16 protein-coding genes are annotated in these 19,020 nt (G+C 47.1%); 9 read left to right on the forward strand and 7 right to left on the reverse strand.

Features of this window, described 5'->3' with window-relative positions; all coding sequences use genetic code 11:
- The first annotated feature begins 5 nt into the window (after positions 1-5).
- Together BLU97_RS15145 and BLU97_RS15150 are read left to right on the forward strand one after the other, a co-directional pair.
- Positions 6-1,325, forward strand: coding sequence for a UDP-glucose dehydrogenase family protein (locus BLU97_RS15145; RefSeq protein WP_074762291.1), 1,320 nt, complete (start codon positions 6-8; stop codon positions 1,323-1,325).
- Positions 1,326-2,105: a DUF4738 domain-containing protein gene (locus tag BLU97_RS15150; protein WP_074762292.1), complete on the forward strand. Its 780-nt coding sequence runs from the start codon at positions 1,326-1,328 to the stop codon at positions 2,103-2,105.
- Here BLU97_RS15150 and nudC read toward each other — a convergent pair.
- Positions 2,102-2,875, reverse strand: coding sequence for an NAD(+) diphosphatase (gene nudC / locus BLU97_RS15155; RefSeq protein ID WP_028908282.1), 774 nt, complete (start codon positions 2,873-2,875; stop codon positions 2,102-2,104). The genes BLU97_RS15150 and nudC overlap by 4 nt on opposite strands.
- Positions 2,872-4,638, reverse strand: a complete 1,767-nt coding sequence (locus BLU97_RS15160; RefSeq protein WP_074762293.1) for a bifunctional metallophosphatase/5'-nucleotidase — start codon at positions 4,636-4,638, stop codon at positions 2,872-2,874. The genes nudC and BLU97_RS15160 overlap by 4 nt, the downstream gene beginning before the upstream one ends.
- 129 nt (positions 4,639-4,767) lie before the next feature.
- Between BLU97_RS15160 and BLU97_RS15165 the strand changes: the two genes are divergently transcribed.
- Positions 4,768-5,451: a DnaJ domain-containing protein gene (locus BLU97_RS15165; protein WP_074762294.1), complete on the forward strand. Its 684-nt coding sequence runs from the start codon at positions 4,768-4,770 to the stop codon at positions 5,449-5,451.
- On the opposite strand, the gene kdsB is transcribed toward BLU97_RS15165, so the two are convergent.
- The gene (gene kdsB, locus BLU97_RS15170) at positions 5,431-6,177 is read right to left on the reverse strand and encodes a 3-deoxy-manno-octulosonate cytidylyltransferase (protein ID WP_074762295.1); all 747 of its coding nucleotides are present in this window, start codon (positions 6,175-6,177) and stop codon (positions 5,431-5,433) included. The two genes, BLU97_RS15165 and kdsB, sit on opposite strands and share 21 nt — an antisense overlap.
- Positions 6,178-6,313: 136 nt before the next feature.
- On the opposite strand from kdsB, the gene BLU97_RS15175 reads away from it, so the two are divergent.
- Genes BLU97_RS15175 through BLU97_RS15190 form a run of 4 tightly spaced genes read left to right on the forward strand, consistent with a single transcriptional unit; the run spans position 6,314 to position 11,190 of the window.
- Positions 6,314-7,432, forward strand: a complete 1,119-nt coding sequence (locus BLU97_RS15175; protein WP_074762296.1) for a phosphatidylinositol-4-phosphate 5-kinase — start codon at positions 6,314-6,316, stop codon at positions 7,430-7,432.
- A 26-nt stretch (positions 7,433-7,458) separates the two neighbouring features.
- Positions 7,459-7,905 carry a YhcH/YjgK/YiaL family protein gene (locus tag BLU97_RS15180; RefSeq protein WP_074762297.1) on the forward strand — a complete coding sequence of 149 codons (447 nt, stop codon included), beginning with the start codon at positions 7,459-7,461 and terminating at the stop codon, positions 7,903-7,905.
- Positions 7,906-7,938: 33 nt separating this feature from the next.
- Positions 7,939-10,023 (forward strand): alpha amylase C-terminal domain-containing protein, encoded by a 2,085-nt coding sequence (locus tag BLU97_RS15185; protein WP_074762298.1) that lies wholly within the window; start codon positions 7,939-7,941, stop codon positions 10,021-10,023.
- A gap of 3 nt (positions 10,024-10,026) precedes the next feature.
- Entirely contained in the window at positions 10,027-11,190 is a 1,164-nt protein-coding gene (locus BLU97_RS15190) for a DUF6057 family protein (RefSeq protein ID WP_074762299.1), read from the forward strand.
- Positions 11,191-11,228: 38 nt separating this feature from the next.
- On the opposite strand, the gene BLU97_RS15195 is transcribed toward BLU97_RS15190, so the two are convergent.
- The 4 genes from BLU97_RS15195 to BLU97_RS15210 form a co-directional block, all read right to left on the reverse strand.
- Positions 11,229-12,890, reverse strand: a complete 1,662-nt coding sequence (locus tag BLU97_RS15195) for an AMP-binding protein (protein WP_074762300.1) — start codon at positions 12,888-12,890, stop codon at positions 11,229-11,231.
- 6 nt (positions 12,891-12,896) lie between these two features.
- Positions 12,897-14,555: an AMP-binding protein gene (locus BLU97_RS15200; RefSeq protein WP_074762301.1), complete on the reverse strand. Its 1,659-nt coding sequence runs from the start codon at positions 14,553-14,555 to the stop codon at positions 12,897-12,899.
- 86 nt (positions 14,556-14,641) lie between these two features.
- Entirely contained in the window at positions 14,642-15,889 is a 1,248-nt protein-coding gene (locus BLU97_RS15205; RefSeq protein WP_074762302.1) for an ABC transporter permease, read from the reverse strand.
- A 19-nt stretch (positions 15,890-15,908) separates the two neighbouring features.
- Positions 15,909-17,114, reverse strand: a complete 1,206-nt coding sequence (locus BLU97_RS15210) for a pyridoxal phosphate-dependent aminotransferase (protein ID WP_013064730.1) — start codon at positions 17,112-17,114, stop codon at positions 15,909-15,911.
- Between the two features lie 127 nt (positions 17,115-17,241).
- Here BLU97_RS15210 and BLU97_RS15215 point away from each other — a divergent pair, with 127 nt between their 5' ends.
- A complete protein-coding gene (locus tag BLU97_RS15215; protein WP_074762303.1) occupies positions 17,242-18,531 on the forward strand; it encodes a hypothetical protein in 1,290 nt (429 codons plus the stop codon).
- On the forward strand, positions 18,528-19,004 hold the full coding sequence (locus tag BLU97_RS15220; RefSeq protein WP_028908295.1) for a DUF4494 domain-containing protein: 477 nt from the start codon (positions 18,528-18,530) through the stop codon (positions 19,002-19,004). The genes BLU97_RS15215 and BLU97_RS15220 overlap by 4 nt, the downstream gene beginning before the upstream one ends.
- Positions 19,005-19,020: the final 16 nt, after the last annotated feature.

Genomic DNA, 19,020 nt, shown 5'->3' on the forward strand with positions numbered 1-19,020 from the left:
ACAGTATGAATATTGCTATTGTAGGAACCGGATATGTAGGCTTGGTATCGGGAACATGCTTTGCCGATACAGGAGCAAATGTTACGTGTGTAGACGTTGATGAAAAGAAAATAGAACGCCTGAAGAACGGTGAAATCCCCATCTACGAACCAGGACTCGACGAGTTGGTAAAGAAGAATGTGGCCGCTGGTCGCTTGAAGTTCACTACCGACTTGGCCTCTGTACTCGATGATGTGGAGATTGTTTTCTCGGCTGTAGGTACACCTCCCGATGAGGATGGCTCGGCCGATTTGAAATACGTGCTGCAGGTGGCTAAGACCATCGGTCAGAACCTGAAAAAGTACGTGGTTGTTGTAACCAAGAGTACTGTACCGGTAGGTACTGCCAAAAAGGTACGTAAGGCTATCGAGGACGAATTGGCTAAGCGTGGTGTAGATATCGAGTTCGACGTGGCTTCGAACCCGGAGTTCCTGAAAGAGGGTAACGCCATTAAGGACTTTATGAGTCCCGACCGTGTGGTAGTAGGTGTTGAGAGCGAGAAGGCCAAGAAAACGCTGACCAAGCTTTACAAGCCTTTCCTGATTAATAATTTCCGTGTGATTTTCATGGATATTCCATCGGCCGAGATGACTAAATATGCTGCCAACTCGATGCTGGCTACCCGTATCTCGTTCATGAATGATATTGCCAACCTTTGCGAGCGTGTTGGTGCCGATGTTAACATGGTGCGCGCTGGTATCGGTAGCGATACGCGTATCGGTCGTAAGTTCCTGTATGCAGGTTGCGGTTATGGTGGCTCTTGCTTCCCCAAGGATGTAAAGGCGTTGATTAAGACTGCCGACCAGAATGGCTACTCGATGGAGGTTCTGAAGGCCGTTGAGCGTGTGAACGAAAAACAGAAGAGCGTGCTGTTTGAGAAGCTGGTTAAGGCATTTGGTAGCGTTGAGGCTCTGAAAGGTAAGACCATCGCCATGTGGGGACTCTCGTTCAAGCCTGAGACTGATGATATGCGCGAATCAACTGCCCTTGTGATGATTGCCAAACTGCTTGAGGCTGGCTGTAACGTACGTGTTTACGACCCCATTGCTATGGATGAGTGTAAGCGTAGAATCGGCGAAACGGTAACCTATTGTCGCGACATGTATGATGTGGTGCTGGATGCCGACGCTCTGTTGCTGCTCACCGAGTGGAAGGAGTTCCGCCTGCCAGGATGGGGGGTAATCAAGAAGGCTATGAAGCGCCCTCTGGTTATCGATGGTCGTAACATCTTTGATACAGAGGAACTTGATGAGAATGGCTTTGAATATCATTGTATAGGTAAGTAAATGAAGAGGTTATTAACGATATCAATGTTGATGGTTTTTCTGGTGTCTTGTAACCAGAAAAACTCATCAGCGTTGCCCGACGATAAGGCGGCAAAGGAGATGCTCCAGGGAGTTTGGGTAGATGAGGAGAGTGGCGATGTGTCGTTCCGTGTAAGTGGCGATACGCTCTACTTTGCCGATGCTACCAGTATGCCTACCTATTTCCGCATCTACAAGGATTCGCTTTATCTGGCATCGGGCACGGCTTATAGTATCGTTAAACATACCGAACATCTCTTCTGGTTTAATAATCAGAATGGTGATTTGTTGAAACTGCAGAAGAGCGACAATGCTGATGATGCTGATATAGAGACAACTGCTCCGAGTGTGCTAACCTATACCCATCAGGTTAAGATCGACTCGGTGGCTGCCTATAACGGCAATCGCTACCATTGGTATATTGCCATTAATCCTACCAAGTATAAAGTCACAAAGCGTACTTTTAACGAGGACGGACTGGAAGTAGAGAATGTGTACTACGATAACATCATGCACATTAGTGTTTTCCAAGGTGCGCGACAGATCTATTCGAGTGATTTCCATAAGCAGCAGTACCAAGGTCTGGTACCTGCCGAATTCTTAAACGATGCCATCCTGGCTAATATGACCTTTAGTCATATTGATGCCGCAGGCTTGCATTTTAACGCTACACTATGTATCCCTGATGGCGCTACCTGTTATATGGTGGAATCAACCATCAGTTATACGGGTGTGCTATCGATGCAGTTAGTAGAGTATTAATCTTTCTCGGCTAACCACGCATCGAGCAGCATACGTGCTATAGATAATTTTTCGGGGATAGTAGGCAGGTTGTCTTTACGGAACCAGCCACCTTTGGCTATCTCGCTAGCTTGCAGGTGAATATCGCCTGATACATAGTCGGCATTAAAGCCTACCATCAGTCCGCAAGGGTAGGGCCAAGGCTGCGAACCAAAATAGCGGATGTTGGTAATCTTTACGCCTGTTTCTTCGAAAGCCTCACGGGCTACCGCTTCTTCGAGTGTTTCGCCCGTCTCTACAAATCCTGCTACCAATCCGTAGAAATCAGTTCGGAAGTTCTTGGCGCGAACCAGCAGAACCTCGTCGCCTTTGTGTATCAGCACGATGACTGCTGTAGCTAATTGTGGCCATATCTCTTTGCCGCACTCAGTACATTTCTTTGAGATATCAGTATCCATTCGCATAGGGGCGCCACACACACCACAATACTTGGTGTTGGCATCCCAATACAGCAGTTCCTGACATTTGCCTGCCTTCTGGTACAGGGCTTTATCAAGTTTGTAATAGCTCTGTCGCAAACCGCACATCTCGTAGCGTGGGTCGTCGCAAACCGGACTGTCTATCTTATATGTTTTTACCTCAACGCCATCCAGCGGGGTTACAGTCATTACGTTGGTCCAAGGTTTTACCTCGGTGGGTGGTTCTTCCTGAAAGGGGATGGTATAACCGCCATCTGCGGTTTTTTCTAACAATAAGTCTTCTTTACAGAATACGAAATAATGTTGTTTCATTTTCCAAACAGTTGTTTACGGTCTCTCTCGAGGGCTGGTTTTACCCATGCCTCGGGTACAAACTTCCAGTTGTTATTTTTCTGTGGGTCGATAGTACCCAGACGTTTGATTTCTTCAGTCAGATAGTGGCGCTGATCCAGTTCGGTGTAGAAGAGCACACGACTCTCGAGCGAATCCTGTGGGATACCTGCGCCACGAGTCAGCAACTCGCCACCGCCATTGGCGCGATAGCTGTTCATTACTACCTTATACCATTTCTTCTCGTCGAATGGCTCACCGTTCGACATTCGTAGAATTCTTACCTTCTGTCCGTCGGGCTTGGTTACATCCACCTCGTAGTCGATGCCGCAAGCCGAGTCGAAATTAAAGGTGTAGTATTGGAATCCAGTACGCTGCTGATCTTCCTTCGAATCGTCGTTTAAGCGCAATGCGTGGTCGTTGGGCGATGTCATAGTGTTACACCACATATCGTACGAGAACTCCAGGTGTTTTCTGATTTCCTCGCCAGTCATCTTGAGCACAAACAGCAGATTCTCAAAGCGATACAGCTTAAACATATCGGCCTGTGTAACCTCGCCGGCATCGATGGTGGTATCGAATGCCAAGGGGGCGTTGAACGATATGTCGGCTTTCGAGATGCTCATCTGCAGATTGTGAATCAGATCAGTAAATGCTGAGTTGCCAAAGAAACTTTCGCGGGTGTAGATAGGATTCTTAAAGTATCCAATCTTCTGACTCACGTATTCCTTAACCTTATCGATGGTAGGCTGGAAGTAGGTAATCATCTGCTTGTCGATCTTCTCGTCGCGCACATTTACAATGTTGCCGATAATACTTTTCTTGCTAAGCTTGCCATTCTTGTATGTCAGCGTAATCTCTGCTTCAGCCACGTTGTTTACATAGCATGAGGGATCTACACAAAGCACCTTTTCGCCAGCCTTGTTGGTAACCAGCATGTTGTGTACCTGATGGTCGTGACCAAAGAAGATAATATCGAAACCAGGAACTTCGCGGGCTACTGATTCAGTTGCGTCTTCCTCGTATTCAGCAGTTTTGATACCGCCGTTCAGACCAGAGTGGAACAAACCGAAAATCAAATCAGGTTTCTCGTTCTCCTTTACATACTTAATCCATTTCTTGGCGCATGCGGTCATCTCCTCGAACTCCAATCCTTTCCAGATTGATTTGTTCAGCCAGTTGGGGATGGCTGGTGTAAGCATGCCGATAACTACAATCTTAACACCATCTTTGTAATGTACAGAGTAGGGCTTCAGTCCTGTATAAATATGCTCAGGACGGGCCTCTGCGTTCTTGTATTCCTCTTTAACGATGTTGGCGCCCAGCAATGGACAGCGAACCTCGCGGATCCACTTATCGTAAACCTTATGACCAGGCTCGATGTCGTGATTACCAACGGTTTCGGCATCGTATTTCATGTAGTTGATAACCGAAGCTGCGATGTTCTCGTCTTCGGGCATCACATAGTTCGACCAATATACGCAAGGCTGACCTTGCAGGATATCGCCATTATCTATCAGCAGGAAATGATCCTCACCATACTTTTTACGCTGCTTTTTGATATAGGTGTTGGCACGCGAAAGGGTTCCCTTAATGGGGCGCTGCTCCATAAAGTCGTAAGGAAAGAAATGTCCATGCACATCGCTGGTTTCAATCACCTTGATTTTGACGGTCTTTTTATCTTTTGCCTCGATGGGTGATATTGATAACAACATGGAAATCAGTAAGATAGTGATCTTTTTCATTAATTTTCTTATTTTTGTCTGCAAAATTACATAAATAAGTTGATATGCCCAAATATTTATTCGATTATTTTGAGTTTTGTTTGGCACATTTTTTGCTGGAAAAGTTGAAAAAATAGGAGGATTTTGATTATGGCATTTATTGATTATTACAAGATTTTAGGCGTAGATAAAACCATTGCGCAGAAGGATGTAAAGAAGGCCTATCTGAAACGTGCCAAACAGTTTCATCCCGATTTGCATCCTGATGACCCCAAGGCTCAGGCTAAGTTCCAGGCCTTGCAGGAGGCTTATGATGTAATTGGCGATCCTGAGAAGCGTAAGAAGTACGACCAGTATGGTGAGAAGTGGCGCGAGGCTGAACAGTTCCAAGGATTTGGAGGTGGCGGACAGGCAGGCGGCAACCCGTTTGGTGGTTTCGACTTTAGCAGTTTCCAGGGTGGCGGAGGCTTCTCATCGTTCTTCGAAGATCTGTTTGGGCGCAAAGGACAGCAAGGTGGCGGTTTTGGTGGTTTCCAAGGTTTTGGGGGCAGCAGGCAAGCTCGTACACATAGTGGTGAGATGAATGCTAACGTTACGATAGATCTTTACACTGCCATGTTAGGTGGCGAGGTGATTGTAACCCTGTCGAACGGTCAGAAGTTGAAGCTGAAAATTAAACCGGAAACGCAGCCAGGCACTAAGGTCCGACTGCGTGGTAAGGGGTATGATAGGGGCGATGGCACCTTTGGTGATCTCATCATTACCTATCAGGTAAAACTTCCAACAAATCTCACTGAGCGTCAGAAGGATCTTTTACGCCAGATGCTTCAGTAAGAACTCTTCGGCGCGGGTCAGATCCTCTGGGGTGTCGATACCAACCGTTTCGATATCGGTCATACCCACACGGATGCGGTAGCCGTTCTGTAACCAACGTAATTGCTCCAGGCTCTCTGCTTTTTCCATACTGCTTTGGGGCAATTTTGTTACTTCGGCCAAAACCTCACGGCGATAAGCGTAGATTCCCAAGTGTTTCAGGAATGGGTATACGCCAAACCACTCGTTACGCTCCTTGCCTCGGATATAAGGTATCACACTACGACTAAAGTAGAGTGCAAATCCGCGATTGTCGGTAACAATCTTTGGAGAGTTAGGATTCTCAATAGCCTCGATCGATTCGAACAGTTTGCCTAATGTGCCAATCTGAGTCTCTGGTGCATCAAAAAGGTGCATCAATGTCTCAATCTGCGAGGGCTGGATAAATGGTTCGTCGCCCTGTACATTGATGATCACATCTGCATCCGATCCGATTTTCTCGGCAGCCTCTTCGATACGATCGGTACCGCTCTTGTGGTCGGCACGTGTCATTACGGCTCTGCCACCAAAAGCCACTACAGCGTCAAAAATGCGCTGGTCGTCGGTTGCTACATATACTTCGTCGAGCACGCTTTTTACTTGCTCGTACACTCTCTGAATCACTGTTTTTCCGCCCAGTATTGCAAGCGGCTTGCCCGGATATCTTGTAGAAGCATAACGGGCAGGAATAATAGCCATAAACTTCATAACGGGTGCAAAGGTACGAATAAAAAGTGAAAAGTGAAAAGTGAAAAGTGAAAAATTATATTAATATATAGGTAAGTAATTTGGGCACCTCGATTATTTTATTTAAATTTGCACACTAAAATAGGATATATTGCAAATGAATATAAATAAACTTTCGATAATAGCACTTTCATTGTTTCTGCCTTTTACTGCAGATGCACAGAAGATAACACTCGGCTCGGCCACAACCAAGGATGGTGGCGAATATCAGGGCGAAATGGTCATGGGTAAACCCAATGGTAAAGGTAAGGCTGTGTATAAGAATGGCAACCTTTACGAGGGCGAATACGTTAAAGGTAAGCGTCAGGGTTTTGGTATTTTTACCTTTTTTGATGGCGAGAAATACGAGGGCGAGTGGTTTCAGGATCAGCAGCATGGTAAGGGAACATATTACTTTGCAAATAACAATCGTTACGATGGCTTGTGGTTCCGCGATTATCAGCAAGGCCATGGTGTGATGTACTACTATAATGGCGATAAGTATGACGGCGAATGGCGACAGGACAAGCGTTCGGGTTTTGGTACCTATACTTTTGCCAGTGGTGCTTTCTACAAAGGCGATTGGTTGAACGATAAAAAGAACGGCAAAGGCATCTACGACTGGGGCGATGGCTCTGTTTATGATGGCGATTGGAAGGAGAATATGCGCTCGGGCAAAGGTACTTTTAAGTATGCTGGCGGCGATGTGTATATTGGTCCTTGGACTGATGACGAGATGAACGGGCGTGGCATCTATAAGTTCCAGAACGGCGATGTTTATGAGGGCGACTACGTAAGAGGTGAACGTACAGGTCAGGGCATTTTTAAGTATGCCAATGGCGATGTATATACAGGTCAGTTCTTTAAGGGCGACAAGCAAGGTCAGGGCACGTTGGTATGGCAGAATGGCGATTCCTACGTAGGTCAGTGGAAGGCTGATAAGCAGGATGGTCGTGGTAAGCTTACCAAGAAGTGCGGCGATACCGTTGAGGGCACTTTCAAGGCTGGTCAGCCCAATGGCGAGTGCATTGCCCGTTTTGCCGACGGCTCTAAATTCAAAGGTATTTTTAAGAACGGTCGACGTAACGGTGCGGCTATCGAGGAGGATAAAGATGGCAATCGTTTCGAAGGCACCTATCTCGACGATGTGCGTGATGGCAACTTCGTAGAGAAAGACCGTAATGGTAAGGTAACAGCTCAAGGTACCTATACCCGTGGACATAGACAATTAAAGTAACAAACAACTTAAATATTTTACTGATTATGATTATTGATACAATTGAGAATCTGGGCAAATACGTAACACTTAATCCGTTGTTTGCCGATGTGGTTGAGTTCCTGAAAAGCAATGATCTTCAGACTGTAGAAGAGGGTAAGCACTTCATCAAGGATAAGGATCTGTTTGTAAATATCCAGGTGGCTAAGGGCAAAACCCAGGAGACAGCAGTTCTCGAAACACATATCGAGATGATTGATATCCAGATTCCTATCACCTGTGAAGAAACATTCGGCTATACCCCTCTGTGCGATCTGCCCGATTTTGAGTATAATGCTGAAAAGGATATTACCAAGTATGGCGACACCAAGTCTCAGACCTATGTAACGGTTAAACCTGGCCAGTTTGTCATCTTCTTCCCGCAAGATGGTCATGCCCCTTGCATCATCAACCAGCCTGAAATCAAGAAAGCCATTTTCAAGGTTAAGGCATAAACATTAAATGCAAAACAATAAAATACAATAACTATGGAAACAAAGAAACAATCTGTCAAGAAACCGGCAGCCAAAAAGACCTCGGCCAAGAAAGCTGCTCCTACACAGCCTGAACATATCGGCTTGGTACGTAACGATTCGTGGTTGGAACCTTTCGAAGGTGCTATCCGTGGACGTCACGACCATGCTGTCTGGAAGATGAACCAGCTCACACAGAACGGCAAGAAGACGCTGAGTCAGTTTGCATCTGGTCATCTTTATTTTGGTCTGCATAAGTTGTCAAAGGGCTGGGTGTTCCGTGAGTGGGCGCCTAACGCTACAGATATCTATCTGATTGGCGACTTTAATAACTGGCAGGAGAACGAGAAATACCGTTGCAAGCGTATCGAGGGTACGGGCAACTGGGAGTTGAAACTCAGCGAAAAAGCCCTGAAGCATGGCCAACTTTACAAGATGAAGGTAAAGTGGAATGGGGGAGAAGGCGAGCGTATTCCTGCCTGGTGCCGTCGTGTGGTTCAGGACGAGAATACAAAGATTTTCTCAGCTCAGGTTTGGAATCCTGAGGAGAAATACGAGTTCAAGAAAAAGAACTTCAAACCCAAGAAGAATCCCTTGCTCATTTATGAGTGTCATGTAGGTATGGGACAGGATGCCGAGAAGGTTGGTACCTATAAGGAATTTAAGGATAATGTGTTGCCACGCATTATCAAGGATGGTTATAACTGCATTCAGGTAATGGCCATTCAGGAGCATCCTTATTACGGTTCGTTCGGCTATCACGTATCATCATTCTTTGCACCAAGTAGCCGTTTCGGCACTCCCGAGGAACTCAAGGAACTTATTGATACTGCCCACAAGAATGGTGTGGCAGTTATCATGGATATCGTACATTCGCATGCTGTTAAGAACGAGGTTGAGGGTCTTGGCAATCTGGCAGGCGATCCTAATCAGTTCTTCTATCCTGGAGACCGTCACGAGCATCCGGCATGGGATTCGCTCTGCTTTGATTATGGTAAGGACGAGGTGCTGCACTTCCTGCTCTCAAACTGCAAATACTGGCTCGAGGAGTTTAAGTTTGATGGTTTCCGCTTTGATGGCGTTACCTCTATGCTTTACTACTCTCACGGATTGGGTGAGGCCTTTGGTGGTTATGGCGATTACTTTAATGGTCACGAGGATGATAACGCCATCTGTTATCTCACTTTGGCCAACAAGCTGATACACGAGGTAAATCCTGCCGCTATCACTATTGCCGAAGAGGTATCTGGTATGCCAGGCCTCGCTGCTAAGTTCGAGGATGGCGGATATGGCTTCGACTATCGTATGGCCATGAATATCCCCGATTACTGGATTAAGACTATTAAAGAGGTGCGTGATGAGGATATCAATGTATGCTCAATCTTCTGGGAGGTTAAGAATCGCCGTCCAGATGAGAAGACTATCTCGTACTGCGAGAGTCACGACCAGGCACTCGTTGGCGATAAGACCATCATCTTCCGCTTGATTGATGCCGATATGTATTGGCACTTTGCTAAGAAGGATGTGAACGATATTGCCCAGCGTGGTATCGCCCTGCATAAGATGATCCGCTTGGTTACCGCTGCAGCCATTAATGGTGGCTACCTGAACTTTATGGGTAACGAGTTCGGACATCCTGAATGGATAGACTTCCCACGCGAGGGTAATGGTTGGAGTTATAAGTACGCACGCCGACAGTGGAATCTGGTAGATAACAAGGATCTTTGCTACCATTGGCTGGGCGACTTTGATCGCGAGATGCTGAAGGTGATAAAGGGCGTGCGCAACTTCCAGGCTACACCTGTTACTGAGATATGGCACGATGATGGCGACCAAGTACTTTGCTTCATGCGTGGCGACTTGGTATTTGTGTTCAACTTCTCGCCCACACGTAGCTATACCGATTATGGATTCCTGGTACCCACCGGCTCGTATAAGGTGGTTCTTAATACCGATTCGAAAGACTTTGGTGGAAACGGCTTTGCCGACGACACTGTTACCCACTTCACAAACTATGATCCGCTTTATGTTGCCGATCATAAGGAGTGGCTCAAACTCTATATCCCGGCTCGCTCAGCCGTTGTGTTGAAGAAAATTTAAAATATGAATTATCGTAAAAAGAAACAAGAAGGTAGCGCCATAACCATACGCGTTGTGTGCGCTATCGTTTTTATTCTCTTCTCTTGGTGCTGGCTGTACTATTTCCAGTGCGATCTGCTGATGATGGCGCAGCATGTGCTCAGTCATGGCATAACGCATTATAACCGTTTGGTGGGTGCGATAGGTATCACCTTTGTGCTTTATCTGCTCCAGCACCTTATTCATAAGGTAACACACCTTAATAAGAGCTTTTATGCGCTTACTTATTTCCCATCTATGTTGGCTTTGGGCATGCTTACTGATATTGTGCCCGACCCAGCTAGTGGTATCACGCACAAGTTCTCGTGGTGGCTTATCATTGTTTATCTCTTACTTTGGGGTGGATGCACCTATTTCTTTACCAAACTGCAGGAGCTCGACGATGATCCAAATCCCCACATCCTGTCGCGTTCTATGTGGATGAACCTGCTTATTATGGTTCTCCTCATGATTATGACGGTTAGTATCGGCAATACCAATGCTGTATTCCATTATCGTATGCGAGCCGAACGCTGTTTGCTTGAGGACGATGTGGATGGTGCGTTGGCCGCAGGTAAAAAGTCTTTAGAGTGCGACGAGCATTTGGTGATGTTACGTATGCAGGCGTTGGCTCGTAAGGATGCCATAGGCGATAAACTCTTCGAGTATAAGGTGTGTGGTAACAGTAAGAGCATTCTGCCTACCGATAGACATTCTACCTTATTATTATATCCTGTCGACAGCGTGTATAAGTTCATGGGTGCAGCTCCTGCCTATCAGATGGAACCCATGCATTATCTCGAGTTGGTGCAGCACCATATGTTGTGTAAGGATACTGTACCCAGTAAGGTGGTAGCCGATTATCAGTTGACGGGTTATCTCATCGACAAGCAGATTGATAAATTTGCTGGTGAGGTAGGTAAGTATTACGCCCTGAACGATAGTCTGCCTAAGCACTATCGCGAGGCCTTGGTGCTCTATGGTCATCTGCGTTCCAAGCCTGTGGCTGTTTATCGTAACACCGTGTTAGACGAGGATTACGAAAACTTCCGCGAACTGCGCCGCCAGTATCCTAACAAAATGGAACAAAAAGGAAAGGTAGAAGACCAGTACTTTGGTACCTATTGGTATTACTACTGGTACGAGTGATAGAAAATAATTAAGCCTCCCAAAAGGAGGCTTAATTATTATTTGTAGAGATAGCGTTTGATACTTCTCTTTGGTGTCTTCTCGAATTCCTCTTCGTGGATTTCGATTTCAGAGATCTTCTCGTAAGCTGGAATCATTTCGTTCAAACCATTGCGGTTCTGCTCCATGATGTTCTTCAGATCCTCCTCTGAGAAGCCCATATTCTTAGCCTCGTCCATATCGGGGTGAACCAAAGCTACCAGTTTGTTATCACGCTGTACTACCACACTCTCAAGCACCATGGTCATCGAGTTCAACTTGTCCTCGATTTCCTCTGGATAGATGTTCTGTCCGTTAGGACCCAACAGCATGTTCTTCGAGCGTCCGTTAATAAATACGTTACCATCGGCATCCATTGTACCAAGGTCGCCAGTGTGGTACCAGCCATCGCGGTCGATAGTCTCGGCTGTGGCCTCAGGGTTCTTATAGTATCCCAACATCACGTTTGGACCCTTGGTGAGAATCTCACCAGGAATACGCTGTGGGTCGGGTGATACAATTTTTACCTCCTGATGCAGGGCTGCACGTCCGCACGAACCTGGGGCAAAAGTATGCCAGTCGCGATAGCAGATGATAGGTGCACACTCGGTAGCGCCATAACCTACGGTGTAGGGGAAGTCGATACGCTTCAGGAATCGTTCTACCTCCTGGTTCAGGGCAGCACCACCAATGATTACCTCGTACATGTTGCCACCAAAGGCCTTTAGCACTTCCTGACAGATCATCTCGCGAACCTTCTTTGAGATTACAGGCATCTGCAGTAGCAGTCGCATACGGTTGTTCTGTATCTTTGGGAATACCTTCTTGCGGATAATCTTCTCGATGATGAGAGGTACGGCGATGACGATACGTGGACGAATCTCAGCCAGGGCCTGTGCGATGATAGCGGGCGAAGGTACACGGTTCAGATAGTACACATGACAACCGTACAGGAACTCGAATATGAATTCGAATGCCATACCATACATGTGTGCCATTGGTAACATCGAGATAACCTTATCGCCAGCCTTGATGGTATTGCCCAATACGCTCACGGCAAAGTCGAAGTTCGACCAGAGTGCGCGATAGGGCAGCATAACGCCTTTCGAGAAACCTGTTGTGCCGCTGGTATAGTTGATAACGGCCAACTCCTCAGGACTCTCCTCCATATAATAGTGTACGTGCTCCTTACGGAAGTACTTGGGGAATTTCTTTCCATAGAGCTCATTAAGATGTTCGCGCGCATAGGTTAATTTGTCGGTACGCGAAATCATGAGTGAGTAATCGGGGTTGTTGATGATACCCTCGAGTGTTGGCATGGCTTGGGGATCGATGATGGTAGCCACATGGTCGCCCACAAACAGCAGGCGGGCTTCAGAGTGGTTCACGATGTTGTGTACCTGTTCGGCATTAAACTCATGCAGAATGGGCACAGCAATAGCGCCGTAGGTAAGTGTGGCTAAGAATGCCACTGCCCATTGTGATGAATTGCGACCGCAGAGGGCAATCTTATCCCCCTTCTGGATGCCGCTGTTTTCGAAAAGAATATGCAACTTTTCGATTTTTCTGGCTACGTCATGAAACTGCAGCGTCTGTCCCTTAAAGTCGGTCAGCGCGTCGCGATCCCAATTGTCAATAATACTCTTTTGTATAAGAGCGTTAAAACTAGGTATATGTTCCATAAGCTATTACTTATTCTTGTATAGATAGCGTTTGATACTCTTCTTTGGTGTCTTTGCAAACTCCTCTTCATGCAGCTCTATAGCCGAGATACGGCTGTAGACAGGAAGCATGTTGTTAAGCTCCTGACGATTCTGCTCCATGATGTGTTCCAATTCCTCCTGACTGAAGCTTACAACCTCGTCCTGGTCAGGGTGAACCAAAGCCACCAGTTTATCTCCACGCTGAATCACGATGCTCTCTGAAACCATAGCCATCGTATTCAGCTTGTCCTCAATTTCTTCTGGATATACGTTCTGTCCGTTGGCGCCCAACAGCATGTTCTTCGAGCGTCCGCGAATAAAGATGTGTCCGCTTGGCAGCATGGTGCCTAAGTCGCCAGTATGATACCAACCCTCTTCGTCGATAGCCTCGCGTGTGGCCTCTTCGTTCAGGTAGTAACCTAACATCATGTTGGTACCCTTGGTAACAATCTCGCCAGCCACGTTCTCTGGGTCGGAGCTCAGAATCTTCACCTCCATACGGTCGACAGGTTGTCCAACCGAACCGCCTATAAAGTCGTGGTAGTCTGAGAACGAAATCAGTGGGGCGCACTCGGTAGTGCCATAACCCACGGTGATGGGGAATCCGATTGAGAGCAGGAACTCCTCAACCTCCTTAGAGAGTGGGGCACCGCCAACAATCACCTCGTACAGGTTGCCGCCAAAGGCATTATATACCTCGTTGCAAATGCGGCTCTTAACCTTCTTGCTCACTACTGGCATGTTAAGCAATAGTCGCATGCGGTTGTTCTGTATCTTTGGGAATACCTTCTTGCGGATAATCTTCTCGATTATCAGCGGAACGGTAATAATACATGCTGGTTTTACAGTAGCAAACGCCTCGGCAATGATAGCCGGACTCGGAAGTCGAGTAAGGAAGAACAGATGGCATCCGTTACAGAATCCGAACAGGAACTCAACGGCCATACCATACATGTGTGCCATAGGCAGAATGCTCAGCATGTTGTCGCCGGCCTTCACGTTGCGACCAAGTACTCGCAAACAAAACTCTACGTTACCCCAAATAGCGCGGTAGGGCAGCATCACGCCTTTCGAAAAGCCCGTTGTACCGCTGGTGTAGTTAATCATCGACAACTCCTCGGCCGTATCCTCATGGTATTTTACATGCTCGGCACGGAATGCTTTGGGGAACTTGCTTCCAAACATCATATTAAGATGTTCGCGTGCGTATGTGATCTTCTCAGATCGCGATACGTGAAGCGAGAAATCGGGCAAGTTGAAGATAGCCTCCAAAGCTGGCATAGCTTCAGCGTCGATAGTCTTAACCGCAAAATCGCCTACAAACAGCAGGCGAGAGCCTGAGTGGTTCACAATATTCTGAATCTGCTCGCCGTTAAACTCATGCAGGATGGGTACGGCAACAGCACCATAGGTGAGTGTGGCTAAGAACGCAACAGCCCAATGGGCAGAGTTGCGACCGCAAATGGCAATCTTGTCGCCCTTTACTACACCGCTGTTCTCGAATAATATGTGGAGTTTCTCAATTTTGCGTGCAACGTCGTGATACTGAAGCGTGATGCCCTGATAATCAGTAAGGGCATCTTGATTCCAGTTGTCTACAATCGCTTTCTGTATTAAAGCATTAAAACTGCTAAATTCTTTCATTAAAACTGCACAATTTTTCAAATTTTGTGCAAAGGTAATTCATTTTTTGCACACTACCAAATGTTTTTGTGCAATTTTTAAAAAAATTACTCGTATCTCATTGATTTCGCAGGATGAATGTGCGAAATCAGGTAACTTGGTGCTATCAGAACAAACACACAGATAAGTAAGGTGGCTATGTTGATGAGTGCTATCAATGGCAGATTCAGCTCCATTGGTGCCTCGCTCACATAGTAGGTTTGTGGGTCGAGGGTGATAAAACCTGTGTATTTTTGGAGTAGCACGATGCCGATGCCCACGATGTTACCCCAGAACAATCCCTGACCGATGATGAATACCGAGAACCACAGGAATGTATGGCGAACGGTATTGTTACGGGCGCCTAAAGCCTTCAGGATACCAATCATCTGCGTGCGCTCCAGGATGATGATGAGTAAACCGCTAATCATCGTGAAGCCTGCCACGCAAACCATCAGTGCCAAGATAATCCATACGTTGATATCAAGCAGTTCCAACCACGAGAATACTTGTGGATACAATTCGTAAATGGTTTCGGATGTGAGCGAGTTGCCCTGTTCGTCGCTGGTGCGGTTGATGTTGTCGATAAACTGGTCGGCAGTATCGTTCACCTTCTCGAAATCCTTTACCAGCACCTCGATACCTGTTGCCTGATTATCAGTCCAACCGTTCAGTTTGTTGGCGGTATGCAGGTCGGTAAAACACAGCGTCTCGTCGAAGCGTGTCATATTGGTCTGGTAGATGCCGCTGATGGTGAACTTACGAGTGCGGACATCCTGGTTATCGATGAAATAGCCAAACACCTTGTCGCCTACCTTGAGGCGCATCTTGTCTGCTATCATCTTGGAAACCAGTAGTTTATACTTGCTTGTTTTATCACTAAATGAAGTAATGTTCCCTGCTGTAAGGTGCTGACTCAGAAAGGTAGTATCGTATTCTTCGGCGATGCCTTTGATGGCAATTCCTAAGAAATCTTCGTCGGTTTTTAGGATACCCTGTGTCATACTGAAGCGTTCAGCTTTGGCCACACCTGGCAGCTTGCTAACAGCCTTCATCAAGCTGTCGTTGGCGCAGATAGGGTGCGGATCAGAACCGCTGTAGTTCATGATGTTGTGTACCTGAATGTGACTGCCAAAGCCCACCACTTTGTCGCGAATGGTATGTTTAAAACCAAGTACTACGCTTACAGTTACTATCATCACAGCCAGTCCGATAGCCACACCGATGGTAGCTATACGAATAGCTGGGCGACTCACTTTTCGTTTGTCGCCCTGATCGCTATATATTCTTTTGGCTATGTATAGAGGAAAATTCAAAACTTCAATCCTTCAATTTTTAGTCCTCATCCACTCGTCCTGGGTAAGCTTCGAGTGCCTTGCGCAATACGATGAGTGCGCGCTCAAGGTCTTTCTTCTGTAATACGTAGGCGATACGTACCTGATTGATACCTGCACCTGGGGTGGTGTAGAATCCGGCTGCTGGGGCCATCATCACTGTCTCTCCCTCGTACTCGAACTCCGACAGGCACCAACGGCAGAACTTCTCGGCATCATCTACGGGCAGCTTGGCTACTGTATAGAAAGCACCCATGGGGATAGGTGAGTAAACGCCAGGAATGCGGTTCAGTCCGTCGATCAGGCACTTACGACGCTCGACGTACTCGTCGTACACATCGCGATAGTACTCCTCTGGGGCATCCAGCGAAGCTTCGGCCACAATCTGTCCGATGAGTGGGGGAGAGAGGCGGGCCTGACAGAACTTCATTACGGCCTTGCGTACCTCGGCGTTCTTGGTAATCAGAGCGCCGATACGGATACCGCACTCTGAATAACGTTTAGATACTGAGTCGATCAGGATCACGTTTTGCTCGATACCCTCAAGGTGGCAAGCCGAAATATATGGCGAACCAGTGTAGATGTACTCACGATACACCTCGTCGGAGAAGAGATACAGGTCGTACTTCTTCACCAGGTCGCGAATCTGGTTCATTTCGCGGCGTGTGTACAGGTAGCCCGTTGGGTTGTTGGGGTTACATATCATAATAGCGCGTGTGCGCTCATTAATCAGCTCCTCGAATTTCTCTACCTTGGGGAGCGAGAAACCCTCCTCGATGGTAGTGGCAATAGTGCGGATTTTGGCTCCTGCCGAAATGGCAAAGGCCATATAGTTGGCGTAAGCAGGCTCTGGTACGATAATCTCATCGCCAGGATTCAGGCAGCTCAGGAATGCAAACAGCACCGCCTCGCTACCACCACTGGTAATGATGATATCATCAGCTGTTACGTTAATATTGTACTTAGCATAATAGTCTACCAACTTTTCGCGATAGCTCTGGTAGCCCTGCGAGGGTGAATACTCCAGGATACTGCGATCTATCTGCTTCAGGGCGTCGAGTCCTACTTGCGGTGTTGGCAGGTCAGGCTGACCGATGTTCAGATGGTACACCTTGGTACCTCTTTTCTTAGCGGCTACAGCGAGAGGGGCGAGTTTTCTGATAGGCGACTCGGGCATCTCTAGTCCGCGAACTGATATCTCAGGCATCTTTCTATTTTACGATTTGACAATTTACTATTTCACTATTTTGCGGTGCAAAGTTACTAAAATATTTTTAAATCGTGCTTTTTTTCGATTTATTTGTTTACTTTTGCAGCAAAATTGTGAGCTTACGATGAATTTCGAGGAATTATTAGAAACGCGTGACGTTAGAAAAACCACGAAAGTCCGTCTTCCCTACGGTTACTTCTACAAGCGGTTGATCGATGGAAAGTACTCTAACTTCGTGGAGTTCCACGACGAGGTGGCCGATCATGTCGCCTTTAGTAATTGTGTGCGTACCGAGGCTGCCGATATGGATAAGGTAAAGAATAAGCACCAGTTGCACTTTGTGCCCAACGAGGGCGACGGTGGTGTTTATGCTATAGCGGTTGAGGTGGGTAACTTTGTTACTTTCGAGCAGCTGCTGAACGAGAATCCGGCTGTTGTGGCGCGCGAGGATTTTGCCAACAACACGTTGCGCGATCTGGTAGAACTCACCCATCAGCTTAACGAACAGGGCGTGTATCACGTATGTTTTGCCCCCTGTAATGTGCTGGCTCGCAAAAACGATGCTACCATCCGCCTGCTTTGTCATGGTTCGTTCTATGCCAAGTTGGATCAGGAGATACTGTATGACGGACTTGAGGATTACGTAGCGCCTGAGGTGCTGGCTGGTGGCGAGATTGATGCCCGTGCCGATGTGTACTCGATGGCCAAGTTTGTGGTGTGGCTGTTTCATTCATCTGGTCTGCCCTTCGAGTGGCGCCAGATTATCGCCAAGGCCACATCCGAGGATCCCGACCGTCGTTATCAGACGGTTCACGATTTCTACCATGCGCTTATCAGTCGCAAGCAGATGCGTCGCACAGCTCTGATAGGGTTTGCTGCAGTAGCTATTGCGCTGGCCATTGTGGGCAGCTATTTCTATATGTTGCCCCAGCCCGAGGACGTAGAGTACGTAAAGGCAGTTGAGGAGCCTATCCCCGATGATATGCTCGACGAGCAGAGCCTGCTTTACGGCTTGGGTGCCGATGCCGATTCGGCAACCATCGCCAATATCGTGGCCAAGCAGATGCGCATGAAGGATTCGCTCTCTATCGACGAGAAGGAGATGAAGGAGTATCAGGCCAAGGCCGAGCAGATATTCCGCAAGCAGTTTACCAAAGAGGCCGACCGCATCCTATCTAAGGTTTATAACAACAAGCAGATGAACCTTTCGGAAAAGGATTTTATGGCGCGCAGCCGTAGTATGACTCAGGAGTTGGCCAAGGCTGAACAGGATCTTGCCAAGCAGAGTAACCTGGGTAACGAGCGCTCGCAGCGCATTGCCAGTGAGATTATCGACCAGCTTACCACCAAGAAAATGGAGGCGCTGGACAAAGATTATATGGGAATTAAAAAGAATAAAACAGAAAACAAATGAGAAGTAGAACAGCAATGTGGTTTGAATGCAAGATCCGTTACGAGAAGGTAACCGAGGACGGCTTGCAGAAGAAAGTAAACGAAAATTATGTAGTCGACGCCCTGAGTTTCAGCGAGGCTGAGACCCGCATCACCGAGGAGATGTCGTCGTATATCAGCGGCGAGTTCGAGGTGGCCGATATAAAGAAAGCAGCTTACAAAGAGGTGTTCTTTACCGATGATAATATTGCCGATAAGTGGTACAAGGCTAAGCTCCAGTTCATCACGATTGATGAGAAGACTGAGAAGGAGAAGCGCTCAACCGTTAACTATCTGGTTCAGGCTGGTTCGATGAACGGTGCCATGAAGAATATCGATGAGGTGATGGGTGGCACCATGATCGACTATGTAGTTTCGTCGGTAGCCGAGACAACGTTGATGGACGTTTACGAGTACGGCAAGAAGAACGATAAGCCCGAATACGAGCAGCAGTAAAAACGCAAACGATACG

Source organism: Xylanibacter ruminicola, assembly GCF_900107775.1.
GTDB classification, from domain to species: Bacteria; Bacteroidota; Bacteroidia; order Bacteroidales; family Bacteroidaceae; genus Prevotella; species Prevotella ruminicola_C.